This window comes from Pseudomonas khavaziana (assembly GCF_019145205.1).
GTDB classification, from domain to species: domain Bacteria; phylum Pseudomonadota; class Gammaproteobacteria; order Pseudomonadales; family Pseudomonadaceae; genus Aquipseudomonas; species Aquipseudomonas khavaziana.
The window spans coordinates 280,709-305,330 of the sequence record NZ_JAHSTT010000003.1 but is presented as its reverse complement, the minus strand read 5'-3'; the positions used below and the strand labels follow the sequence as shown (position 1 = coordinate 305,330).

Sequence of the window (24,622 nt, the reverse complement as noted above, 5' to 3'; positions counted from 1 at the left end):
GGCTACAGCACCTGGCGCAGGAAGGCTTGTGCCCGGGGGTCCTGGGGAGCGGCGAAGAAGGCGGCGGGTGCGGCATCTTCCAGCAGTTTGCCATGGTCGAAAAACAGCACCCGGTCCGCCACTTCCCGGGCAAAGCCCATCTCGTGGGTGACGCAGACCATGGTCATGCCTTCCAGGGCCAGGGTCTTCATCACGTCCAGCACTTCACCGACCATTTCCGGGTCAAGGGCCGAGGTGGGCTCGTCAAACAGCATCACCTTGGGCTCCATGGCCAGGGCCCGGGCAATCGCAACCCGCTGCTGCTGGCCGCCAGACAGGCGTGACGGAAACTCATGGGCCTTCTGTGCGATACCGACCTTTTCCAGCAGAGCCAGAGCCTTGGCCTCGCGCTCTTGCTTGCCGCGCTTGCGTACGACCTTTTGCGCCAGGCACAGGTTTTCCAGCACGGTCATGTGCGGGAACAGGTTGAAATGCTGGAACACCATGCCGACTTCACGCCGATAGGCATTCACGTCGGTCTTCGGGTCGGCCAGTTGCAGGCCGTCGATGCTCACCGAGCCCGAGTCGAATTCTTCCAGGCCGTTGAGGCAGCGCAGGAAGGTGGACTTGCCGGAGCCGGACGGGCCGATCACCACCAGCACTTCGCCCTTGGCGACCTGGGTGGTGACGTGATCCACCGCACGCACCACGTGCCCGCGGGTGTCGAAGACTTTTACCAGATCGCGCACTTCAATCACTTTGGGCGAGCCTCCGCTCAAGCCGGCTGGCCATTTTCGACAGCGGCAGGTTGATCAGCAGGTAAAGGCCTGCCACACAGAACAGGATCTCAAACGGCGAGAACGAGGTGGTGATCACCTCGCGGCCACTCTTGAGCAACTCGGTAATCGCGATCACTGACACCAGCGACGTGTCTTTTACCAGGCTGATAAATTGCCCGGCCAGGGGCGGCAGCACGCGCTTGAAGGCTTGCGGCAACACCACATGGCGCATCGACTGGCTGGCGCTCAAGCCCAGGGAGCGCGCCGCTTCGTCCTGGCCACGGGTGATGGACTGCACCCCGGCGCGGACGATTTCCGCCACGTAGGCGCCGGTGAACAACGACAGCGCGGCAATCCCGGCAAACTCCCGGGACAGGTTGAGCACCGTGCCGATAAAGAAATAGAAAATGAAGATCTGCACCAGCAACGGCGTACCGCGCACCAGTTCGACGTAGATCGTCGACAGGTCGCGCAAGGTCGGGTTTTTGGAGAGCCGGCACAACCCGGTCGCCAAGCCAATGGCCAAGCCGAGGACGCCGGACACCACCGACAGCCACAACGTGGTCCACAAGCCCCACATCAACGGCCCGAGCGCCCACTGGCGAGTCACGCCGACCACGTCACCCTCAGCCACATCGTCGCCGCGCGCCACTTGCAGGCTGTTGTCGGCAACCGTGAGCTTTTGCTCGCCCCCCGCGTCATTGCGCAGGGTGACTTCGGCCATGTCGCCTTTGCGTACCAACTCGACCACGGTGGACATATCCGCAGCGCGCTGGGAGGTCTCGGCTTGATAGGCGAAGTATTGCGGCACGCGGTTCCAACGCCACTCGTAGGACATCAGCGAGGTGGCGTAGTACAAGGCGCCAGCCAGGCCGACCAGCACAACCACGGTGAGCAGGTGCCAGGGCCATTGGGCTTTTTTCTGTTTCATTTCATTTTCCGGATATGTATTGCCTGATAGGCCGCCATCGGGGGCAAGCCCCCTCCCACATTCGATGTGTAAATACAGTCAAATGTGGGAGCTGGCTTGCCTGCGATGCAGGCAACTCGGTTTCAGGCCTTATTCCATGTCCTTGAGCCACTCGGAGCTCTTGAACCACTTGTCATGGATGCGATCGTAGGTGCCGTCGTTCTTGATCTGGTGCAGGAAGTTGTTGATGAAGTTGATGCTGTCGTAGTCACCCTTCTTCAAACCAAACGCCAGGGGCTCGAAGGTGAAGGGTTCTTCCAGGAACACCAGCTTGCCGTTGCCGACTTTCTTCTCGGCAACCACGTTGTACGGCGCGTCATACACGAAGGCATCGGCCTTGCCATTGACCACGTCCAGCACACCTTCCTGCTCGTTGTCGTAACCGTGGTACTTGGCCTTGGAGATCAGCTTCTTGGCCACCATTTCACCGGTGGTGCCGAGCTTGGAGGTCAGGCGGTATTTCTCGTCGTTCAGGTCTTTGTAGGACTTGATCGTGCCTTCCAGTTCCTTGCGGATCAGCAGGGTCTGGCCGACCACGATGAAGGGTTCGCTGAAGTTCAGGCGCAGGTTGCGCTCCTGGGTCAGGGTCATGCCGCTGCCGATCATGTCGAACTTGCCGGTCAGGAAGGCCGGGATGATGCCGTCATAGCCTGTAGAAACCAGCTCCAGCTTGACCCCCATGGACTTGGCCATGGCCTTGAGGATGTCGACTTCGAAACCAATGATCTCACCGCGCTTGTCGGTCATTTCAAACGGCATGTAGGTCGGGTCCATGCCGACTTTCAGCGTGCCGCGCTTGACCGCATCGTCGATGGCACCGGCCTGTGCCGCAGTGGCAGCGACCAGCGCAGTGACACCGAGCATCAGCATCGAAAGATACTTTTTCATCAACAAGTCCCCTGAACGATTCTTATAAGGTTGGCGCGCAAGAGGGCTGCGCCATTTCGGGGTGCGATCCTAACCCACACGCTGCCCGTCACAAAGGTTTCACGGGTAAATCATATCGGCGTATGTCGCAAACCCCCGACAGCGTTGCGGTTCAATGCAGAGGTAGACACATCGGCGCAGCGGCTGGGCAATTGATTGATGTGTAAGTAGTTATGACGATCACTCAAGCTCAGACACCCAGGCAGTGTCCGTGAACCACTTGTCATGCAGGCGATCGTAGGTGCCGTCCTGGGCGATCTGGTTGAGGAAGTGATTGATCCAGTTGAGGCTGTCGTAGTCGCCTTTTTTCACGCCGAAGGCCAGGGGTTCGAAGGTGAAGGGTTGTTCCAGTGCCAGCAATGCGCTGTTCTGCGGCCGGCTCAGCGCGATCAGGTTGTAGGGTGCGTCATGCACGAATGCGTCGACCGTGCCCTCCACAACCTGGCGCACCCCCTCTTCCGGGGTCGTCACGCTGCTGAGGCGCGCCGCCCCAAGAAAGCGTCGTGCTGCGTCCTCTCCCGTGGTGCCTTCAATGGCGACGACTCGATAACCGGCTTGGTTCAAGTCTTCAATGCTGAAAATCGAACCCGTCAGGCGAGGATGCAGCAGCACGCTCTGGCCCACCACGATAAACGAGTCGCTGAAATTGAGCTTGAGGTTGCGCTCCTGGGTGACCGTCATGCCGCTGCCAATCAGATCGAACTTGTTCGCCATCAACCCGGCTAACAACTCCGTATAGGGCACCGCCACCAGCTCAAGCTTTACGCCCAGTGCGCGGCTCATGGCATGGAGCAAGTCGATTTCAAAGCCGATGATGCGTCCCTGTTTATCCAGCATTTCGAACGGCACGTAGTTGGGAGTCGTGCCAACTTTCAATACACCACGGCGAACAGCATCGTCCAGCGCACCCGCCTTCAGCAGCCCTGTGTGTACCAATAGGAAACAGCTAATCAGCAATGCCGCACAGTACTTCTTGATCATGAATGCCCCCGTGGCGAGTCAAATTTTGGGGGGCGATGCTAACCCAGTCGCCGGCACGGCAATACGCTTCGAACAGAGGTCTTTTGTTTCGAAATAACAAGGAGTTAGGGATACAAAGAAGGCACTGTAAACGCTGTAGGACCAGCGTCTGGAACACCCCCGAGGTGAGCCCTCGGGGGCGTCTGAATCAGGCTGGTTGAGCCTGGGCCGACTGCGGTTGCAGCGGCAGCAACGGCGCATGCGGATCAGCCTTGATCGATGCACGCCAGGCACCGAGCCACTCGGCGTGGCCTTCGCTCCAGACCTGCTCATGCAGGCGTGCCAGAGCCACCGGGTCGCTGAGCAAGGCCAGGCGTTCGCTGTTGTTGAGGCCGGCCGGGCCGACTTTCAACGCGTGGCGAACACGCTCCATGCGCAGGTACTCGATCGGCTCGGCCTCACGGTGCCGCGAAGTCGCCAAGGCGCAGGCCAGGGCGTTCTGCTGCGGGTCGACCACGGAACGCACAAACCCGTCATTGAGGGCGTGCCAGCGATTTTCATGGGTGTATTGCTCGGTCGACAGCAACGCTTGCGGCGGATTGTATTCCTCAGGAATCAGGAACAGGCTCTCGTCGCGGGACTTGAGACCCAGCTTGACCCGACTGGAAATCACCGACACCGGGATCGACAGCATCAGCGAGCCGACAATCGGCACCAGCCACCACAGGAAGCTTGGGTTCAACCACACCACCAGCAGGGCCCACAGGAAGCCCAGCAAGGTTTGCGGCCCGTGGCGCTTGACCGCTTCGCTCCATGGCGTGGAGTCGTCGTCACGCTGCGGCGAGTTCCAGGTGGCGGCCCAGCCGAGGAACGCGGCAAGCACGAAACGGGTGTGGAAAATCATCCGCACCGGCGCCAGCAGCATGGAGAACAGCATCTCCAGCAGCATCGACAAGGTCACCTTGAACTTGCCGCCGAACTCTTTCGCGCCCTTGGCCCAGATCAGGATGATGCTCAGCAGTTTGGGCAGGAACAGCAGCACGATGGTGGTGGAGAACAGCGCCACCGCCTTGTCCGGGTGCCATTGTGGCCACAGCGGGTACAACTGGCGCGGAGCCATGAAGTACTGCGGCTCCATCAAGGTATTCACCGCCAGCAGCGCGGTGGACAACACCAGAAAGAAGAACCACAACGGCGCCGACAGGTAGGACATCACGCCGGTCAGGAACACCGCACGGTGCACCGGGTGCATGCCTTTTACCAGGAACAGGCGGAAGTTCATCAGGTTACCGTGGCACCAGCGACGGTCACGCTTGAGTTCGTCCAGCAGGTTCGGTGGCAGTTCTTCGTAGCTGCCGGGCAGGTCGTAGGCGATCCACACGCCCCAGCCGGCACGGCGCATCAGCGCAGCTTCAACGAAGTCGTGGGAGAGGATCGCACCGGCAAACGCGCCTTTACCGGGCAACGGCGCCAGGGCGCAGTGCTCGATAAACGGCTTCATGCGGATGATCGCGTTGTGACCCCAGTAGTGGGATTCACCCAGCTGCCAGAAGTGCAGGCCGGCGGTAAACAGCGGGCCGTACACGCGGGTGGCGAACTGCTGCATGCGCGCATACAGGGTGTCCATGCCCGACGCCCGTGGCGCGGTCTGGATAATGCCCGCATCCGGCGTGGCTTCCATCAGGCGCACCAGGCTGGTCAGGCACTCGCCGCTCATCACGCTGTCGGCGTCGAGCACTACCATGTACTTGTAGTCACCGCCCCAGCGACGGCAGAAGTCGTCGAGGTTGCCGCTCTTGCGCTTTACGCGGCGGCGACGGCGGCGATAGAAGATCTTGCCGAAGCCACCGGCTTCGCGGCACACGTCGAGCCAGGCTTGCTGCTCGGCGATGCAGATGTCGGCGTCGTTACTGTCACTGAGCACGAAGAAATCGAAGCGATCCAGGTCGCCGGTGGCAGCCACCGATTCGAAGGTCGCACGCAAACCCGCGAATACCCGCGGCACGTCTTCGTTGCAGATCGGCATCACCAAGGCGGTGCGCGCATCCTTCGGAATCGGCTCGTCACCGGCACTTTTACCGGAGATGCGGTATTTATCGTGACCGGTCAGCAGCTCCAGGAAGCCCATCAACGCGGTCCAGAAGCCGGCCGACACCCAGCAGAACAGAATCCCGAACATGATCAGGATGCTGGTTTGCAGGGCGTAAGGCAGTACCTGGGTTGCCGTTTGCAGCAGGGTCTGGTTGCGGATTTCGTCGAAGTCGACCAGCGACCAGCCCTGGTACGGCATGATGCCTTTCATGTACCAGCCAGCCACGATGGTCTGGCCGAGCATCAGCACCAGCAGGATATAGCGACGGATCGAACCCACGGTACGCCAGCGCGCAGCCGGCAACACCCGCTCGTCTTTCGGTGGCTTGGGCGGGTTGGTGCGACCGGTGATCCGCCGCCAGCCACGCACCAGGATATTGGTACGCCAAGGCTCGGGCACCACTTTGGTCCGGCGGATCGGTGGCGTGGCCTTGAGGCATACGCGACCGCTGGCGTCGAGCGCCAGCATTTCGGCGTCTTGCAGCTCTTCGGCAGTGCTGAGGGTCAGCCGACGGCCGACCGAGGCCTGGGCGGCGTCGGTCGGGGCGTCGAAGGTTTTTGACGACAGGCGCTCATGCAACTCGCTGAACGAGCTGCAGCCCGCCAGCTCGGCGCGCTGCTCGGCCGTCATGGGCAGATGCGCCAGGTACTCGGACAGAGTCTCAGGCGTTATTTGGGAATTACTCATCGGCAGGCAACTGATAGCTCCAGGTTTCGGTCAGGACTTGCTCAGTCTTGATCGGCTCCGGAGTGGCTGGGGCAGCTTCTGGCTGCTGGGCTTGCTTGTCTTTCGCGTCTTTCTTGGCCTGTTTCTCGTGCTGCTTGGCCAGGACCTTGTCGGCCTTCAACACATGGTTGGAAACCGGCTCAGGCTCTGGCTGCACGATATCCTGCACCAGTGCCGCACGCATTTCGGTCGGCTTGCCCGCGTCCTTGATCTTCATGCGCAGGGTCAGGCGCCAGCCTTTGGTGTGCTCGTTGTAGCGCACACTGTTTTCAACCAGCTCTGCGTTGTCACTGACGCTCACCTGGCTGCGCACCGGGGCGTCCGGCAGCAGTTTCTTCAGGGACGGGCCTTCGAAGTCCACCAGGTAGGCCACGCTGCCATCGGGCTGACGGATCAGGTTGGATTGCTTCACGTCACCGGTGGAACGCAGGGTCTGCTTGACCCAGGCACTGTCCGGCGAATGGAATGCGGCGTCGTCCAGGGTCCAGTGCAGGCGGTAGGACACGTCCAGCGGCTTGCCGACTTCCGGCAGTTCAGCCGGGCTCCAGAACGCCACGATGTTGTCATTGGTTTCATCGGCCGTCGGGATCTCTACCAGATCGACGGTGCCCTTGCCCCAATCGCCCTCAGGCTCGATCCAGGCGCTTGGGCGCTTGTCGTAGTTGTCGTCCAGGTCTTCGTAGTGGCTGAAATTGCGGCCACGTTGCAGCAGGCCGAACCCGCGCGGGTTCTCGACGCTGAAGTTGCTGACCGACAGGTGTTTAGGATTGTTCAACGGGCGCCAGATCCACTCGCCATTGCCGGCATGGATCGACAGGCCGCTGGAGTCGTGCAGCTCGCGGCGGTAGTTGAGGACCTTGGACGGCTGGTTGGCGCCGAACAGGAACATCGATGTCAACGGGGCCACGCCCAGCTTGCTGACCTTGTCGCGCAGGTACATCTGCGATTTCACATCAACTACGGTGTCGGTGCCAGGGCGCAGGATCAGGCGATAGGCGCCTGTGGCGCGCGGCGAATCCAGCAGGGCGAAGATCACCAGGTGCTTGTCACCCGGTTTTGGACGTTCGATCCAGAACTCCGTGAAACGCGGGAACTCTTCGCCGGACGGCAGTGCGGTATCAATGGCCATGCCACGGGCAGACAGGCCATATACCTGGTCCTTGCCCACGACGCGGAAATAGCTGGCGCCGAGCATGGTCATGATTTCGTCTTGCTTATCAGCCTTGTTGATCGGGAAAAGCACACGGAAACCGGCATAACCCAGCTGTTCAGTGGCCTTGGGATCGAATTTCACGTCGCCGAAGTCGAAACGTGTCGGGTCGTACTTGATTTCATGCACGCTGTCGGCAGTGACTTCGTTGATTTTCACCGGCGTGTCGAAATGCATGCCCTGGTGATAGAAGGACAGCTTGAACGGGGTGTTCTGATCGGCCCACTCGGCTTTTTCATTGCGGAAACGAATCTTCTGGTAGTCAGCGAATTTCATTTCGCGGAATTCGTTCGGCAGATTGCTGCGCGGAGCTTCGTATTTCTGCCCGGCCAGCTCTTTTGCCTTGGCCGACACATCATCCAGACTGAATGCCCACAGTTGACCCGCGCCGAACAGGCAAAACAGGGCAGAGCCCGTCACCAGTGCGTTTCGTAACCGTTTGGCAGACAATTTTGGTGCATTACAGGGACTAACAATCACGAGCAACCCTCGCCGAAAACAGATCAAAAAACCAACGGCCAGCTATCTATATGCCAGGTTGGCGAGCAATGTTCCGACTCCCCTAGGGCCAAATGATTCCCCAAAGGCTATCGGACAAGTCTCTACCTAAGTCAAAAATGGACCAAACAACGCTGATCCCCGTAGCGCGCGATTATCTAGTAGCCCGCGAGACAACGCATCAGGGACAGTGAAGTATTTGTAGCGAAAACCTGCGTTTTTCAGCATTAAAGTCGTTTTTAATACATTCATGTCTGTAAGAGAAAGGTCACAGGGCCATCATTGACCAAATGCACCTGCATATCGGCGCCAAAACGCCCTGAAGCCACCTTGCCATGCAATTGTTGCGCTTGTAACAACAAGTGCTCAAAAAGCGCCGCTCCCAGGGCCGGTGGGGCCGCCGTGGAAAAACTTGGCCGCAGCCCACTTTTTGTGTCCGCCGCCAGGGTGAACTGCGACACCAGCAGCAAACCGCCGCCGATATCCTTGAGCGACAGGTTCATCTTGCCCTCGTCGTCACTGAACACCCGATAGTTAAGCAGCTTGTGCAACAGTTTACCGGCGCTCTCGGGCGTATCTGAAGGTTCGACGGCGACCAGCACCAGCAAACCCTGGTCAATCGCCCCTACGACCTCCCCGGCAACTTCGACGCGGGCGCCACGCACCCGCTGCAACAGGCCCTTCATGCTTCTTCAGGGGGCAGATCAAGCAGGCGCCGTGCCATTTCGCCGGTCGCACGCACCAAAGCGTCGGTGATACCCGGCTCGGAGGCGGCATGCCCGGCCTCGCGAATCACCTGCAGCTCGCTGTTGGGCCAGGCCTGATGCAGCTCCCAGGCGTTATCCAGCGGGCAGATCATGTCGTAGCGGCCATGGATGATGACGCCGGGCAGATGGGCGATCTTGTGCATATCGCGAATCAGCTGGTTGGGTTCCAGGAAGGAGTTGTTGGTGAAGTAATGGCACTCGATGCGGGCAATCGACAAGGCGCGCTGCGGCTCGGAGAAGCGCTCGACATGCTGCGGGCTCGGGCATAGGCCCAGCATACGCCCTTCCCAACCGGACCAGGCCTTGGCCGCGTGCATCTGGGCGATCTGGTCGTTGCCGGTCAGACGCTTGTGGTAGGCGGCGATCATGTCGTGGCGCTCTTCCACCGGGATCGGCGCCAGGTAGTCCTGCCAGTAATCCGGGAACAGGCGGCTCGCCCCCTCCTGGTAGAACCAATGGATGTCCTGCGGGCGCGCCAGGAAGATGCCGCGCACGATCAGGCCAAGCACGCGCTCCGGGTGGGTTTGCGCGTAGGCCAGGGCCAGGGTCGAGCCCCAGGAGCCGCCGAACAGCACCCATTTGTCGATGCCCAGATGTTCGCGGATGCGCTCAAGGTCGGCGACCAGATCCCAGGTGGTGTTGTTTTCGAGGTTGGCGCGCGGGGTCGAGCGACCGCAGCCACGCTGGTCGAAGGTCACAATATGGTACAGGTTCGGGTCGAAGTAGCAGCGGCTCTGGGCGTCGCAACCGGCACCTGGGCCACCGTGGATGAACACGACGGGCAAGCCTTCGGGGGAGCCACTTTCATCGACATACAGGGTGTGGGTGTCATCGACTGCCAGATCATGCCGGGCGTAGGGTTTGATCTGCGGGTACCAAGTCTGCATTGCGCGCTCCGTAGGGTGTCGGGTTCATCCCTGGGGGGACGTCTATTATTTTGCCGTCTGGCATCATAAACCCGAATTGTGCAATGAGCATGTCCTTGAGCACTCAGACCTGTGTCAGCAGTTCGCTCCGCAGATAATCCTACAGTCGCCCCCTCCAGCCCCTCCGACATTTGGACTGTGTGAATGCAGTCAAAATGTCGGAGGGGGCTTGCTCCCGATAGCTATTTGAGCAGCACCCTGAATCATCGGTAACGGCTTTGCCCCCAAGACAAAAACCCTTGCAGCAGCTGCTTCAACACCACCTGGGTCGGCTCCGCAAGGTCGGGGCGATAGCGAAACGGCTCAAACTCCTCCATATACGCGCTCTGGCACAACTCCAGTTGCACGGCATGGATATCCTGCGCCGGGTCGCCGTAGTGCCGGGTGATGTGGCCGCCCTTGAAACGCCCGTTCAGCACATGGGTGTATTGGGGATGCTGAGCACAGATGGCTTCCAGCTGGCGGGCCAATTCCGGATCGCATGCGGCGCCGTTGAAGGTACCGAGGTTGAAGTCCGGCAACTTGCCGTCGAACAGGTGCGCGATTACCGAGCGGATCGAGTGCGCATCGAACAACAGCGCATAGCCGAACTCGGCCTTGAGGCGCGCCAGTTCCTCTTGCAGCTGGCGGTGATAAGGCCCCCAGATCTTCTGCAGGTAGCTCGCACGCTCTTCCTCGGAGGGCGTCTGCCCTTCACGAAACAACGGCACGCCATCGAACAGCGTCTCCGGGTACAGGCCGGTGGTGGCGCCGGCATAAAGCGGCGTGTTATCGGAAGGCCGGTTCAAGTCGATGACAAACCGCGAGTACTCTGCCGCCAGGGTGCTGGCGCCCAGTTCTTCGGCAAAGTCATACAGCAAAGGTATATGCCAGTCGGTGTCCGGCAGGCTTTGCGCCTCGGGGATCAACCCGGCCTCGACCGCAGGCGTCAGGCGCAGGCCGGCGTGGGGCATGCTGATCAGCAGCGGTACGCGGCCTTGTTTGAATGTCAGGACCTTATCCACAACGCTTCTCCTTAAACAGTGACATCGACGCCATGGCGCACGACGCGTTTATCCAGCTCGCCGCCCAGCCAGTAGGCCAGGTCGGCGGGGCGATCGATCTGCCAGGCGACAAAATCCGCAACTTTGCCCACTTCCAGGGAACCATGGGTGTCGCCCATGCCCAATGCGGTAGCCGCGTGTTGCGTGGCGCCAGCCAGGGCTTCTTCCGGGGTCATGCGAAACAGGGTGCAGGCCATGTTCAGCATCAGGCGCACCGACAACGCCGGCGAGGTGCCAGGGTTGAGATCGCTGGCGATGGCGATCTTTACCCCGTGCTTGCGCAGGGCCTCCATCGGCGGCAACTGGGTTTCACGCAGAAAGTAAAATGCACCCGGCAGCAAGACGGCGACGGTGCCGGCAGCGGCCATGGCGATGGCGTCGTCTTCGGTCATGAACTCCAAGTGGTCTGCCGACAGCGCCTGGTAACGCGCCGCCAGGCTCGAGCCATGCAGGGACGAGAGTTGCTCGGCGTGCAGCTTCACCGGCAGGCCGAGTTGCTGGGCTACTTTAAATACGCGCTCAACCTGCTCGGGGGAAAACGCCAGGTATTCGCAGAAGGCATCCACCGCATCCACCAACCCTTCTGCCGCCAGGGCCGGCAGCATCTCGGTGCAGATATGCTCGATGTAGGCGTCGGCGCGGTCCTTGTATTCCGGCGGCAAAGCGTGGGCGGCCAGGCACGTGGCGCGCACACTGACTGGCAGCGCTTCGCCCAGGCGCCGGGCCACGCGCAGCATCTTGCGTTCGTTGGCCAAGTCCAGGCCGTAGCCGGATTTGATCTCCACCGTGGTCACGCCGTCACGCAACAGACTGCGCAGGCGCTTTTCAGCGCTGGCAAATAGTTCATCTTCCGTGGCAGCGCGGGTGGCACGCACGGTGCTGGCGATACCGCCGCCCTTGGCCGCGATGTCGGCGTAGCTGACGCCCTCAAGGCGCTGCTCGAATTCGCCGCTGCGATTGCCGCCAAACACGGTGTGAGTGTGGCAGTCGATCAGCCCGGGGGTGACCCACGCGCCTTGCAGGTCATGCACCTGGGCGTAATCGCCCGTGGGTGCCTGGCTGCGCGGGCCGATCCACTCGATCAGCGAGCCCGCAGTCACCATGGCGGCATCCTCGATAATCGAGTATCTGCCCTGAGCCATGGTTGCGACGTGGCAGTGTTGCCAAAGGGTTTTCATCAACGCCTCCCTAAGTTATCGATGAGACAAAGCCTGTTCGTAATGGACCTTGGCCCCTTGCCCGGCGGCGGGCTTGACCCACAGCAGGTACGCGACGATCAGCAGCACAATCCATACAGCGCCGACCATCAAGGCGGCCTGGGTGTCCGGGAAGTAACCGAGCACACCAAATACAAACAGCATGAACACAATGGCTGCTGCCGGCGCATAGGGCCAGAACGGCACCGGGAATTTCAGTTCGGCGACCTGCTCCTTGGTCATGGAGCGACGCATGGCGACCTGGGTAAACAGGATCATCAGCCATACCCACACAGTGGCGAAGGTGGCAATCGACGCGATCAGCAGGAACACGTTTTCCGGGATCAGGTAGTTGAGCACCACGCCGCCGAGCAACGCGGCCCCCATCACCACCACGGTCATCCACGGCACGCCCTGTTTGGACAATTGCGCGAATCCCTTGGGCGCCTGACCTTGCTGGGCCAGACCGTACATCATGCGGCCGGCGCCGAAGATGTCGCTGTTGATCGCCGACACGGCCGCCGAGATCACCACAATATTGAGAATGGTCGCCGCCGAGCCTATTCCCAGGTTGCTGAAGATCTGCACGAACGGGCTGCCCTGGCTGCCGATCTGCGGCCATGGGTAGATCGCCATCAACACGAACAGGGTCAGCACGTAGAACAACAGGATACGCAGCGGCACCGCGTTGATCGCCTTGGGGATCACCCGCTGCGGGTCCTTGGCTTCGCCGGCCGTGATGCCGATGATTTCGATCCCGCCAAAGGCAAACATCACTACCGCAAACGAGGCAATCAGCCCGCCGATGCCGTTGGGCATGAAGCCGCCGTGGGCCCACAGGTTGCTCAAGCCACTGGCCTGGGTTTCACCCGCCGAGTGAATGCCGAACAGCATGATGCCGAACCCGCCAAGGATCATCGCCACGATGGCGCCAACCTTGAGCAACGACAGCCAGAACTCCATCTCGCCAAAAACCTTGACGTTGCACAGGTTCAGGCCGCCGATCAAAAACACGATGCCCAGCACCCAGACCCAACGGGCGACCTCGGGAAACCAGAAGCCCATGTAGATGCCGAAGGCGGTGACGTCGGCCAGGCAGACGATGATCATTTCAAACGCATAGGTCCAGCCGAGGATAAACCCGGCCATTGGCCCCAGGTAGGTGCTGGCGTACTGGCCGAAGGAGCCGGATACCGGATTGTGCACAGCCATTTCACCGAGGGCGCGCATCACCATGAACACGGCGGCGCCGCCGATCAGGTAGGCCAGCAGCACGGCAGGGCCGGCCATCTGGATGGCCGAGGCCGAACCATAGAACAGCCCGGTGCCGATCGCGGAACCGAGTGCCATGAAGCGAATATGTCGGGCGTTGAGCCCGCGTTTCAAACCTTTTTCTGGCTGGTGCATTTCTCGTCCCTATTATTCTTATCCTGAGAAAAACGCGACCTCACCTGTAGGAGCGAGCTTGCTCGCGAAAAACCTGAGAGCGCTGATGGATGTCAGGTTTACCGCGTAATCGTTGGCGATTTTCGCGAGCAAGCTCGCTCCTAACGTGAAGGCGGCGTCGTGCTTACAAGCTTGGCAGCAACTTGGCCGGTACCAGCTCATTCAGGCAACGGGTGGCGAGCAGTTCGCTGGCGGCGTTGATGTCCGGGGCGAAGAAGCGATCCTTGTCATAGAACGCCACCTTATCGCGCAGGATGCCGCGGGCTTTTTCAAGTGCAGGCGAGGTCTTCAGGCCGTCGCGCAAATCCAGGCCCTGGCAGGCTGCAAGCCATTCCACCGCGAGAATGCCACGGGTGTTCTCGGCCATTTCCCACAGGCGCTTGCCCGCAGCCGGGGCCATGGACACGTGGTCTTCCTGGTTCGCCGAGGTCGGCAGGCTGTCGACGCTATGGGGATGGGCCAGTGCCTTGTTCTCGCTGGCGAGTGCAGCGGCAGTGACCTGGGCAATCATGAAACCGGAGTTCACCCCACCATTGCCTACCAGGAACGGCGGCAGTTGCGACATGTGCTTGTCCATCATCAGCGAGATGCGCCGCTCGCTCAGGGAGCCTATTTCGGCGATGGCCAAGGCCATGTTGTCAGCGGCCATGGCCACCGGTTCGGCGTGGAAGTTACCGCCGGAAATTACGTCGCCTTCGGCGGCAAATACCAGCGGGTTATCCGATACCGCGTTGGCTTCGACCACCAGCACTTCGGCGGCCTGGCGGAACTGAGTCAGGCAGGCGCCCATGACCTGTGGCTGGCAACGCAGGGAGTACGGGTCTTGCACCTTGTCGCAGTTCTGGTGCGACTGCGACACCTGGCTGCTTTCGCCCAACAGGTCACGATAGGCCGCAGCCGAATCGATCTGTCCACGCTGGCCACGCGCCGCATGAATACGCGCATCGAACGGCGAGCGCGAACCCAGTACGGCCTCTACGGTGAGGCCGCCGCAGGTGAGCGCGCCGGCGAACAGGTCTTCACCTTCGAACAGGCCGCGCAATGCATAAGCGGTGGATACCTGGGTGCCATTGAGCAGGGCCAGGCCTTCTTTGGCGGCCAGGGTCAGCGGCGTGAGGCCGGCAACTTTCAGCGCTTCGGTGGCTTCCAGCCATTGACCCTTGTGGCGCGCCTTGCCTTCGCCCAGCAGCACCAGGGACATATGGGCCAATGGCGCCAGGTCACCAGAGGCGCCGACCGAACCTTTCAATGGAATGTGCGGATACACCTCGGCATTGATCAGCGCGATCAGCGCGTCGATCACCTGGCGACGGATCCCGGAGAACCCGCGGCTGAGGCTGTTGACCTTGAGCACCATGACCAGCCGCACCAGCGCATCGCTGATCGGCTCACCGACGCCTGCAGCGTGGGACAGCACCAGGGAACGCTGGAGGTTTTCCAGGTCTTCGCTGGCGATGCGGGTAGAGGCGAGCAGGCCGAAACCGGTGTTGATGCCGTAGGCGGTGCGGTTCTCGGCGAGAATCTGCTCCACACAGGCGACGCTGGCTTCAATCTGGGCCGAGGCGCTGTCATCCAGGCTGAGGGTTACCGGCTGCTGGTAGATGGCCCGCAGTTGGGCGAGGGTCAGTTGGCCTGGAATCAGGTTTAGCGCAGTCACATTCGTTCTCCTTGTGAATTATTCTTGAGTGTTCAGTGCAAATTCGGTAACGCAGTGTCTTTAAGCAACTGGGCAGCGGCGGCAATATCCGGCGCCAGCCAACGGTCCTGCTCGTAAGCGGGGACCACTTCGCGCAGCAAGCGCCAGGCGTGGTCGGTGCCCACGCCGAAGCGCTGGTCCTTGAGGAATTCGAACGCCTGGGCGGCCAGCAAATACTCGATGGCGAGGATCTGGGTGACGTTGACCAGCACCTGGTGCAGCTTGAGCGCGGCGTTGGTGCCCATGCTCAAGTGGTCTTCCTGCAGGCCCGAGGTGACGAAGTTGTCGAGCACCGCCGGTTGCGCCAGTTGACGGTTCTGCCCGCACAAGGATGCGGCGACGTACTGCACGATCATCATTCCGGAGTTGACCCCGGGGTTGCTGACCAGGAACGCCGGCAAGCCGCTGACGTGCGGGTTGATCAGGCGGTCCAGGCGACGTTCGGCCACCGAGCCGATTTCGGCCATGGCAATCGCCAGCATGTCCGCCGCCAGCGCTACGGACTGGCCGTGCGGGTTGGCCTGGGATACCACGCGGTAGTTATCCGGGGTGCCAAGCAGCAGTGGGTTGTCCGTGGCGCTGTTGAGCTCAGTCTCGACCTGGCGGGTGGCGTGCTCAAGCTGATCGCGAGCCGCGCCGTGGATCTGCGGGATCGAACGAATGCTCAGGGCGTCCTGGGTGCGAATACCTTTATTGCTGGCGATGACTTCGCTGCCGTCGAGCAAGGCGCGCAGGTTGCTGCCGACCTGCTGCATGCCCGGGTGCGGCTTGAGGGCGATGATTTCTGCGTCAAAGGCGTCGATCTGGCCGCGCTGGGCTTCGAAGCTCATGGCACCGATCACATCGGCCCATTGCAACAAATGGTGGGCATCGGCCAGGGCCAAACAGCTCAGGCCGGTCATGCACGGCGTGCCGTTGACCAGGCACAGGCCGTCCTTGGCGCCGAGCACCACGGGTTGCAAGCCTTCAGCCTGCAAAGCGTGTTGCGCCGTGACCACCTGGCCGCGATAGCTCACGTTGCCGACGCCGAGCAAGGCCACGCCGACATGGGCCATGTGGGTCAGGTAACCCACCGAGCCCTGGGACGGCACTTGTGGGGTGATGCCGTGATTGAGCAGCGCCAGCAACGAGTGCACCACCTGTGGGTGCAGGCCGGACTTGCCGTGGCTGTAGTTGACGATCGCCGCGCAGATGATCGCGCGGGTCTGCTCGTCGCTGAGCACCGGGCCGACGCCACAAGCGTGGCTCAACAGTGTATTGCGCGACAGCTGGCTCAATTGCTCGCCCTTGAGCGACACGTTGCACAAGGCGCCCAGGCCGGTGTTGACGCCATAGGCGCGCTCGCCGCTGGCGACGATGCGTTGCACGATGGCCTGGGCGTTGTCGATGCGCGCCCAGGCCTGGCCCGAGAGCTCGAGCACGGCGCCATGACGAGCCACGGCGGCCACGTCCTGCCAGCGCATCGGCGCGTCGGCGATGATGATTGTTGTTGCCTGGGGCATCTTCATACCTTCTTTAATTCTTGTGCAGCCTTACCGGCCCAATCGGGGGCAAGCCCCCTCCCACCTTTAAAGGTGTTCACAGTTCAAAATGTGGGAGGGGGCTTGCTCCCGATGGAGCCAGCAGCCTCACCACAAAGCCCGGCTCAGACCACCGCCGCCCGTCGCTGAACAAACCGATCCACATACTCATCCGCCGGCGAATGCAGGATCTCCCGCGGTGTGCCGACCTGGATCAGCTTGCCGTCCTTGAGAATCGCAATGCGGTTGCCGATGCGCACGGCCTCGTCGAGGTCGTGAGTGATAAACACGATGGTCTTGTGCAGGGTCTTTTGCAGCTCGAGCAGCTGGTCCTGCATCTCGGCGCGGATCAGCGGGTCGAGGGCGCTGAAGGCCTCGTCCATCAGGATGATGTCGGTGTCGGCCGCCAGGGCGCGGGCCAGGCCCACACGCTGGCGCATGCCGCCGGAAAGCTGGTGCGGGTATTTGTTTTCATAGCCCTTGAGGCCCACGGTTTCGATCCAGTGCAGGGCGCGCTCGGCACACACCTGCTTGGTTTCGCCACGTACTTTCAGGCCGTAGGCAACGTTGTCGAGCACGCTCTTGTGGGGCAACAGGCCGAAGCTCTGGAACACCATGCTGATCTTGTGTCGGCGGAATTGGCGCAGGGCTTCCATGTCCAGTTGCAGGATGTCTTCGCCGTCTACCAGGATCGCGCCGCTGGTGGGGTCGATCAGGCGATTGAAGTGGCGTACCAGGGTGGACTTGCCGGAACCCGACAGGCCCATGATCACGAAGATCTCACCAGTGCCGATGCTCAGCGACAGGTCATTCACGCCAACCACGCAGCCGGTCTCGGCCAATACCTGGTCCTTGGTCTTGCCTTGGCCGATCATGGCCAGGGCATCCTTGGAACGCGCGCCGAATATCTTGAAAACGTTCTTTACTTCGATTTTGCTGACAGTAGTCATTTGCTCGCCTCATGCCGTGGACGACCATAGGCCTGGGTGATGCGGTCGATGACCACTGCGAGAATCACGATCGCCAGCCCGGCTTCCAGGCCACGGCCAACGTTGAGCGTCTGGATGCCGACAAGCACGTCCTCACCCAAGCCACGGGCGCCGATCATCGAGGCGATCACCACCATCGACAGCGCCATCATGGTGGTCTGATTTATCCCAGCCATGATGCTCGGCAACGCCAGCGGCAGTTGCACGCCGAACAGTTGCTGCCAGCGGTTGGCGCCGAAGGCGTTGATGGCTTCCATGACTTCGCCATCGACCTGGCGAATGCCCAGGTCCGTCAGGCGGATCAGTGGCGGCGCGGCGTAGATCACCGTGGCGAAGATCGCCGGGACCTTGCCCAGGCCGAACAGCATCAGCACCGGGATCAGGTACACGAAGCTGGGCATGGTCTGCATGATGTCGAGCAGTGGCATCAGCACCGAACGCAGGCGATTGCTGCGCGCCGACAGGATGCCCAGGGGAATGCCGATCAGCACCGAGATCACCGTGGCGACCATCATCAGTGCCAGGGTTTGCATCAACTTGTCCCACAGGCCAACGGCGCCCACCAGGAACAGCAAACCGACGATCACCGCCGTGGTTACCAGCTTGCGCGTGGCGTGCCAGGCAATGCCGCCGACGATGGCCAGCATCAGCCACCAGGGCGCCATGCGCAGCAGGCCTTCCAGGTTGACGATGGCCCATAGCAGGGTGTCGGAGATGTGCCGGAACACATCGCCGTAGTTGGTGACCAGCGAGTCCACCCAACCGTTGACCCAGTCGGCGATGGAAAACGTAAAACTCTCAGGAAACATATCGTGCTCTCGATCCAGTGGGTTGTGGCCAGCCGCCCGGCCACCCCTGAGGGTAGCCGTGCACACTTGACCTACAAGGCCGCTTCGATTTTCTTGGCTGCGTCGTCGCTCACCCAGGCGTGCCAGACTTCAGGATGTTCCTTGAGGAAAATTTTCGCCAGTTTTGGCGACTCAATGCGCTCCTTGGCCATGCGCCCGAGGTTCTGGTTCAGCAGGTCGATGGGCAGGTTGACCTTTTCCAGCACGGCCACCAGTTCCGGGGCTTGCTCGTGGAAGGTCTTGGACAGGCCGACCTTGATGTGCACGCTCTTATCCACGCCGGGCTTTTCTTCCAGCTTGACCAAATCCACCTGGCCCATCAGCGGCGTCGGCGACCAGTAGTAGAAGAGGATCGGCTCGCCGCGCTTGTAGCTCGACAGCACCGCCGCATCCAGCGCCGGGCCGGTGCCTGGGCGGAAGTTGGTGTAGGTGCTTTCCAGGCCGTAGCTCTTGAGCATTTCGCTGTTGTCCAGCTCACAGGTCCAGCCGGCCGGGCAGTTGTAGAAACGGCCCTTGGAGGGTTCTTCCTGGTCCTTGAACACCGAGGCGTATTTGGCCAGGTCGGCGATGCGTTTCAGGTCCGGGGCCTTGGCTTCCAGCTTGCGCTTGGCGTCGCCTTCGATCACATAACGCGGCACGTACCAACCTTCCACCGCGCCGACCACCGGGGCACCGACGCCGACGACCTTGCCGGCCTTTTCGGCCTTGTTCCAGACTTCACTGCGGCCTACCCACTCCTCGGCGAATACCTGGATGTCATTGCTGCCCAGGGCGTTTTCCATGGTGATGGAGTTGCCCGGCAGGCTGTCGGTTTTGCAGTCGTAGCCTTTTTCCAGCACGGTTTGCAGGATGTCGGTGAGCAACATGCCGCTTTCCCAGTTCAGGCCAGCGAATTTCACCGGTTTGCCGGATTCGCACCAGCCGGCCGCCTGGGCGCCGGCGCTTGTCAGCAAGCCCACTGAGAACAAGGTAGCCAGCAAGGTCTTATTCATAGTCATTGTTGTGACGCTCCCAATCATGAAATGGATTACGGCAGTCAGTAGGCGTCCTGCCCTGTCCACGTCCCATCAGGCTTGTGCAGCCAGCCCGCTTGTTGTGGGTAAAGCGCCCTGCTCTTTTGGCAGGATCAGGTGATCAGGTACCGTGCCGTGCCATTTTTTCGCACACACGTAATACAGGGCCGCCGGCAGTACCAGGCCGATGATCCAGGAAATATCCACGCCACCCAGCGTGGCCACCAAAGGTCCGGTGTAGAACTTGGTGGCGATGAACGGCAGTTGCACCAGCACGCCGAAGACATAGACGCTGATACCCAGCAGGTTCCAACGCCCGTAGCGGCCGTTCGGGTCGGCCAGTGCCGGCACGTCATAGCGCTCGCGGGTGATGCAGTAGTAATCCACCAGATTGATCGCACTCCAGGGGGTAAAGAACGCCAGCAGGAACAAGATGAAAGACTTGAACGCACCGAGGAACGAGTGCTGGCCGAGCAACGCAATCAGGGTGGCCGTACCAACAATCGCCAACACGAACATCAGGCGCTGCAGCCGCGTGACCTCCAGGCGACCACGGAAACCGCTGACGATGGTCGCAATGCACATGAAGCTGCCGTAGGAGTTCAGCGTCGAGATGGTGACCTTGCCGAACGCGATGCTGAAATACAGCAATGCAGCGGTGGCGCCCGTGCCGCTCAAGCCCACGATATAAGCCACTTCATGACCGGCGAACTGCCCGTTGGACATGGCCGCGGCAAACACGCCGAGGACCATCGCCACCTGCGCACCGGTGACCGAGCCCGCGCCAGCGGCGAGAAAGGTTTTCACCGATGAGGTCTGGCTCGGCAGGTAACGCGAATAATCCGCCACATACGGGCCGAAGGCGATCTGCCAGGATGCCGCGAGCGACACGGCCAGCAGAAAACTGCTCCAGCTGAAATGGCGGATCTGCAGGAGCGCGCCAACGTCGGTCTGGCTCATCAGGCGACTGAACAAGTAGACAAAGGCAATCACGCCAATGACGCTGGCGACACGACCGATGAAATGGATCACCCGATAACCCAGCACGGTGACGAGCACGATGACACTGGCGAAGATCAGGATGCCGACACTGTCGCTGACTCCAAACAACTGCCCCAGCGCCTGACCCGACAACACGGTGCCAGTTGCGGTGAAACCCAGATACATCAAGCACACCAGCACGATCGGGATGGCCGCGCCATACACGCCGAACTGCACCCGGCTGGAAATCATCTGCGGCAGGCCAAGCTTGGGTCCTTGGGCCGCATGCAAGGCCATGACGCCGCCGCCAATCAGTTGACCGACCAGCAGGCCGATCAACGACCAGAACACATCACCGCCCAGCACCACCGCCAGGGCCCCGGTGACAATCGCAGTGATTTGCAGGTTGGCGCCCATCCACAGGGTGAACTGACTGAATAGACGACCGTGTCTTTCCGCTTCCGGGATGTAGTCGATCGAGCGCCTTTCGATCAACGGGGTGGTGTCATTCGCAGCCATGTTGTTCAACCTCTGATGGATTGTTCGATGCTTTTCTGTAGGAGCGAGCTTGCTCGCGAAAAATGTACATTCAACGCAGCGAGGCGCCTGGAATACCTTCGCGAGCAAGCTCGCTCCTACAGTAGGTGCGTCAGCCAGTGATCATCGGCAGGTTCAGACCCTGCTCTTTAGCGCAATCGATAGCGATCTGATAACCCGCATCCGCATGACGCATCACTCCCGTCGCCGGGTCGTTATGCAGCACCCGCGCAATGCGCTCAGCCGCTTCGTCGGTACCGTCACACACGATCACCATGCCCGAATGCTGGGAGAAGCCCATGCCCACGCCGCCGCCGTGGTGCAGCGAAACCCAGGTCGCGCCGCTGGCGGTGTTAAGCAAGGCGTTGAGCAGTGGCCAGTCGGATACGGCGTCAGAGCCGTCCTGCATGGCCTCGGTTTCGCGGTTCGGGCTGGCGACGGAGCCGGAGTCCAGGTGGTCACGGCCAATCACCACCGGCGCGGACAGTTCGCCGCTGCGTACCATTTCGTTGAAGGCCAGGCCTAGCTTGGCGCGCTGGCCCAGGCCAACCCAGCAGATGCGTGCCGGCAGGCCCTGGAAGCTGATGCGCTCGCGAGCCATGTCCAGCCAGTTGTGCAGGTGGGCGTCGTCCGGTATCAGTTCTTTGACTTTGGCGTCGGTCTTGTAGATGTCCTGCGGGTCGCCGGACAGTGCAGCCCAACGGAACGGGCCGATGCCACGGCAGAACAGCGGGCGGATATAGGCTGGTACGAAACCCGGGAAGTCGAAGGCGTTTTCCACGCCTTCTTCTTGAGCCATCTGGCGGATGTTATTGCCGTAGTCGAAGGTCGGGATGCCTTGTTTCTGGAATTCCAGCATGGCTTTGACGTGCACGGCCATCGACTGCTTGGCGGCCTTGATCACGGCGGCGGGCTCGGTCTTGGCGCGGGCGCGGTATTCGTCCCAGGTCCAGCCGGCCGGCAGGTAGCCGTTAAGCGGGTCGTGGGCGCTGGTCTGGTCGGTGACCATGTCCGGGCGTACACCACGCTTGACCAGTTCCGGCAGGATTTCGGCGGCGTTGCCCAGCAGGGCGATGGAAATAGCCTTGCCTTCCTTGGTGTACTTGGCAATGCGCGCCAGGGCGTCGTCGAGGTCGGTAGCTTGCTCGTCGACATAACGGCTGCTCAGGCGGAAATCGATGCTGACCTGCTGGCATTCGATGTTCAGCGAGCAGGCGCCAGCCAGGGTTGCCGCCAGCGGCTGGGCACCGCCCATGCCGCCGAGACCGGCGGTGAGCACCCAGCGGCCGGTGAGGTCGCTGTTGTAATGTTGGCGGCCAGCTTCGACGAAGGTTTCGTAGGTGCCCTGAACGATGCCCTGGCTGCCGATGTAGATCCAGCTGCCGGCGGTCATCTGGCCGTACATGGCCAAGCCCTTGGCATCCAGTTCGTTGAAGTGTTCCCAGCTGGCCCAGTGCGGCACCAGGTTGGAGTTGGCGATCAGCACACGGGGCGCATTGCTGTGGGTCTTGAACACGCCGACCGGTTTACCCGATTGAACCAACAGGGTTTCGTCGTCGTTCAGATTGGTGAGGCTCTCGACGATCTGGTCGTAGCACTCCCAATTGCGCGCCGCACGGCCAATACCGCCGTACACAACCAGTTCTTTCGGGTTCTCGGCCACTTGCGGGTCGAGGTTGTTCATCAGCATGCGCAACGGCGCTTCAGTCAGCCAGCTTTTGGCGGTGAGCTTGTTACCGCGGGCGGCGCGGATTTCGACGTCACGGTATTTTGTAGGCCTAGCTTTCGAAAAATCGGTCACTGCTGGACTCCTCGGCATGATGCGCGAACATGGATGGTGCGAAGGAGAGTCTTACGCACACATCTTTACTTGTATGTACAAGCATATGCAATCGAGCGGCCAACTCTTTGAGTGAGCCCTGCAGATTTTTTTCGAAGATGAGCAAAAGCCTTGAAAATAAAGGCTTCAAAGCTTGATGAAATTTCTTACGGAAAGGTTTTGCGGCTACGAGGATTGGTCACGACAGCGCAGCTTTGCGTCACGCTGGGGCATTCGGTAACAAATTGGTGCGCGAGTTGGAAACAGATCTATGGGTCACACAAAAACAAATGTGGGAGGGGGCTTGCCCCCGATAGCAGTAGTTCAGTCAATTTATAAGTGACTGATACACCGCTATCGGGAGCAATCCCCCTCCCACATTTTTCAACCGCGTGCGGTCAGTTCGATCAGGCAGCAACGGCCAGTGACCGAGATATCCAGCAAGCCCGCGTTACCGTCCACTTGCAGGCAATCGTGATGACCGAGTTTCTCGTCCAACACCTTCACTTCATCCGCCACGCTGAACACCAGCACTGTCTGCGCCGTGCTGAAAAACCGCTGCACGCCATCCACCCACTGCAAACGCGCGTGATAACGCTCAGGCGAATAGATCAGGTTGAAATCGCGGATTGGCCCGGTAATCAGGCGGCACGTCACTTGACTGTCTCCCTCGAACGCGAACGGCTGCAACGGTAACAACCCGCGCTGCTCCTCACCGTCCACGGTCAGCACCATGCCAGCCCCCTTGATCACCGTAATCACGCGCTGGTAACCGGCGAACGTGGAGAATTCGCCCGATTCGGCAATATCGGCAATCGACAGGCGCCAGCCAAATCCATCCAGGCCAGTGCCCGCATCACGGGTGATCTCTTCGGTACTGCCGCCGCCGTTTTTCCACGGCATGCGCACGTAGTCGGCGGCGCGCCAGATCTTGACTTCACTCATTTGCTGAAACGTCCTTCGAGGCTGTGACGGGAACCAGGATGGATCAACCGCGCAGCGGTCACCGGCTGGCGACCCGACCAGGTGCGGCGACGAATCAACAGGCACGGCTCGCTCGGCTCGATCTGCAACAACTTGCACTCAGCGGCGTCGGCAAGGATCGCCTCAACCACGTGCTCGCCCTCGGTCAATGGCGCGACCTGATTCAGGTAGGCATAGGGGGTTTGCTGGGTGAAGTCCTGCTGCAAGTATTCCGGCGCAACCAGGGCGTTGACGAAACGATCTTCGATTTGCACAGGAATGTCGTTCTCGTAATGCACGATCAACGAATGAAACACCCGCCCGCCTTCGCGCATCTCCAGGGCCACGGCACGCTCGGAACCGGCGGCTTCTTCGCCCAGGGTGATGACCTGGCACGTGTGCCGATGCCCGCGGGAGGCAATTTCATCGGCGATGTTGTGCACTTCAAACAGCGCGGACTGGCTCTTCGGCTCGGCGACGAACGTGCCGACCCCTTGCATGCGCACCAACATCCCTTCGGCGGTCAGTTCGCGCAGCGCGCGGTTGATGGTCATGCGGCTGAAGCCCAACTGGCTGACCAGCTCGCTTTCCGACGGCACGCGGTAGTGGGGCGGCCAGTTGCCGTTGAGGATCTGCTGGCTGATCATCTGTTTGACGCGGGCATACAAGGGCGCCGGACTTTCGTCCATGTGGGCAGCCAGCGAAGACTTGGCGGGCGGAGTCGGCACAGGGAATCC

The 24,622-nt window shown here is 61.0% G+C and carries 20 protein-coding genes; all 20 read right to left on the bottom strand.

Annotated elements, in window-relative coordinates:
- Positions 1 to 2: 2 nt before the first annotated feature.
- The 20 genes from KVH01_RS09425 to hutC all read right to left on the bottom strand — a co-directional run bounded on the left by KVH01_RS09425 (position 3) and on the right by hutC (position 24,574).
- Positions 3 to 737 (bottom strand): amino acid ABC transporter ATP-binding protein, encoded by a 735-nt coding sequence (locus KVH01_RS09425; RefSeq protein ID WP_032878328.1) that lies wholly within the window; start codon positions 735 to 737, stop codon positions 3 to 5.
- Positions 730 to 1,689: an amino acid ABC transporter permease gene (locus KVH01_RS09420; RefSeq protein WP_043047262.1), complete on the bottom strand. Its 960-nt coding sequence runs from the start codon at positions 1,687 to 1,689 to the stop codon at positions 730 to 732. Before KVH01_RS09420 ends, KVH01_RS09425 begins: the two co-directional genes overlap by 8 nt.
- A gap of 129 nt (positions 1,690 to 1,818) precedes the next feature.
- Positions 1,819 to 2,616 (bottom strand): transporter substrate-binding domain-containing protein, encoded by a 798-nt coding sequence (locus KVH01_RS09415; protein WP_057010631.1) that lies wholly within the window; start codon positions 2,614 to 2,616, stop codon positions 1,819 to 1,821.
- A 219-nt stretch (positions 2,617 to 2,835) separates the two neighbouring features.
- Positions 2,836 to 3,636 (bottom strand): transporter substrate-binding domain-containing protein, encoded by an 801-nt coding sequence (locus tag KVH01_RS09410; protein WP_217881247.1) that lies wholly within the window; start codon positions 3,634 to 3,636, stop codon positions 2,836 to 2,838.
- Between the two features lie 187 nt (positions 3,637 to 3,823).
- Positions 3,824 to 6,394 carry a glucans biosynthesis glucosyltransferase MdoH gene (gene mdoH / locus KVH01_RS09405; protein WP_217881246.1) on the bottom strand — a complete coding sequence of 857 codons (2,571 nt, stop codon included), beginning with the start codon at positions 6,392 to 6,394 and terminating at the stop codon, positions 3,824 to 3,826.
- Positions 6,387 to 8,066: a glucan biosynthesis protein G gene (locus KVH01_RS09400; protein WP_225924133.1), complete on the bottom strand. Its 1,680-nt coding sequence runs from the start codon at positions 8,064 to 8,066 to the stop codon at positions 6,387 to 6,389. Before KVH01_RS09400 ends, mdoH begins: the two co-directional genes overlap by 8 nt.
- 323 nt (positions 8,067 to 8,389) lie before the next feature.
- Positions 8,390 to 8,827 (bottom strand): D-aminoacyl-tRNA deacylase, encoded by a 438-nt coding sequence (dtd, locus tag KVH01_RS09395; protein ID WP_217881245.1) that lies wholly within the window; start codon positions 8,825 to 8,827, stop codon positions 8,390 to 8,392.
- Complete coding sequence (gene pip / locus KVH01_RS09390; RefSeq protein WP_043047267.1) at positions 8,824 to 9,795, bottom strand: prolyl aminopeptidase; 972 nt, start codon at positions 9,793 to 9,795, stop codon at positions 8,824 to 8,826. The genes dtd and pip overlap by 4 nt, the downstream gene beginning before the upstream one ends.
- A 242-nt stretch (positions 9,796 to 10,037) precedes the next feature.
- A complete protein-coding gene (gene hutG / locus KVH01_RS09385) occupies positions 10,038 to 10,838 on the bottom strand; it encodes an N-formylglutamate deformylase (protein ID WP_217881244.1) in 801 nt (266 codons plus the stop codon).
- An 11-nt stretch (positions 10,839 to 10,849) separates the two neighbouring features.
- Complete coding sequence (gene hutI, locus KVH01_RS09380; protein ID WP_217881243.1) at positions 10,850 to 12,055, bottom strand: imidazolonepropionase; 1,206 nt, start codon at positions 12,053 to 12,055, stop codon at positions 10,850 to 10,852.
- Between the two features lie 15 nt (positions 12,056 to 12,070).
- Positions 12,071 to 13,480, bottom strand: coding sequence for an amino acid permease (locus KVH01_RS09375; RefSeq protein WP_043047270.1), 1,410 nt, complete (start codon positions 13,478 to 13,480; stop codon positions 12,071 to 12,073).
- Between the two features lie 163 nt (positions 13,481 to 13,643).
- Positions 13,644 to 15,176 (bottom strand): histidine ammonia-lyase, encoded by a 1,533-nt coding sequence (gene hutH, locus KVH01_RS09370; RefSeq protein WP_217881242.1) that lies wholly within the window; start codon positions 15,174 to 15,176, stop codon positions 13,644 to 13,646.
- 32 nt (positions 15,177 to 15,208) lie between these two features.
- The gene (locus KVH01_RS09365; RefSeq protein WP_217881423.1) at positions 15,209 to 16,717 is read right to left on the bottom strand and encodes an HAL/PAL/TAL family ammonia-lyase; all 1,509 of its coding nucleotides are present in this window, start codon (positions 16,715 to 16,717) and stop codon (positions 15,209 to 15,211) included.
- 143 nt (positions 16,718 to 16,860) lie between these two features.
- Positions 16,861 to 17,685 (bottom strand): quaternary amine ABC transporter ATP-binding protein, encoded by an 825-nt coding sequence (locus KVH01_RS09360; protein ID WP_052501115.1) that lies wholly within the window; start codon positions 17,683 to 17,685, stop codon positions 16,861 to 16,863.
- Positions 17,682 to 18,533 (bottom strand): ABC transporter permease, encoded by an 852-nt coding sequence (locus tag KVH01_RS09355; protein ID WP_032878340.1) that lies wholly within the window; start codon positions 18,531 to 18,533, stop codon positions 17,682 to 17,684. The genes KVH01_RS09360 and KVH01_RS09355 overlap by 4 nt, the downstream gene beginning before the upstream one ends.
- 71 nt (positions 18,534 to 18,604) lie before the next feature.
- On the bottom strand, positions 18,605 to 19,570 hold the full coding sequence (locus KVH01_RS09350) for an ABC transporter substrate-binding protein (protein ID WP_217881241.1): 966 nt from the start codon (positions 19,568 to 19,570) through the stop codon (positions 18,605 to 18,607).
- Between the two features lie 69 nt (positions 19,571 to 19,639).
- Positions 19,640 to 21,085 carry a purine-cytosine permease family protein gene (locus KVH01_RS09345; RefSeq protein WP_217881240.1) on the bottom strand — a complete coding sequence of 482 codons (1,446 nt, stop codon included), beginning with the start codon at positions 21,083 to 21,085 and terminating at the stop codon, positions 19,640 to 19,642.
- A gap of 130 nt (positions 21,086 to 21,215) precedes the next feature.
- Positions 21,216 to 22,904 carry a urocanate hydratase gene (hutU, locus tag KVH01_RS09340; protein WP_241194027.1) on the bottom strand — a complete coding sequence of 563 codons (1,689 nt, stop codon included), beginning with the start codon at positions 22,902 to 22,904 and terminating at the stop codon, positions 21,216 to 21,218.
- A gap of 402 nt (positions 22,905 to 23,306) precedes the next feature.
- On the bottom strand, positions 23,307 to 23,867 hold the full coding sequence (locus KVH01_RS09335; RefSeq protein WP_217881239.1) for a HutD/Ves family protein: 561 nt from the start codon (positions 23,865 to 23,867) through the stop codon (positions 23,307 to 23,309).
- Positions 23,864 to 24,574, bottom strand: coding sequence for a histidine utilization repressor (gene hutC / locus KVH01_RS09330; RefSeq protein WP_206425755.1), 711 nt, complete (start codon positions 24,572 to 24,574; stop codon positions 23,864 to 23,866). The genes KVH01_RS09335 and hutC overlap by 4 nt, the downstream gene beginning before the upstream one ends.
- Positions 24,575 to 24,622: the final 48 nt, after the last annotated feature.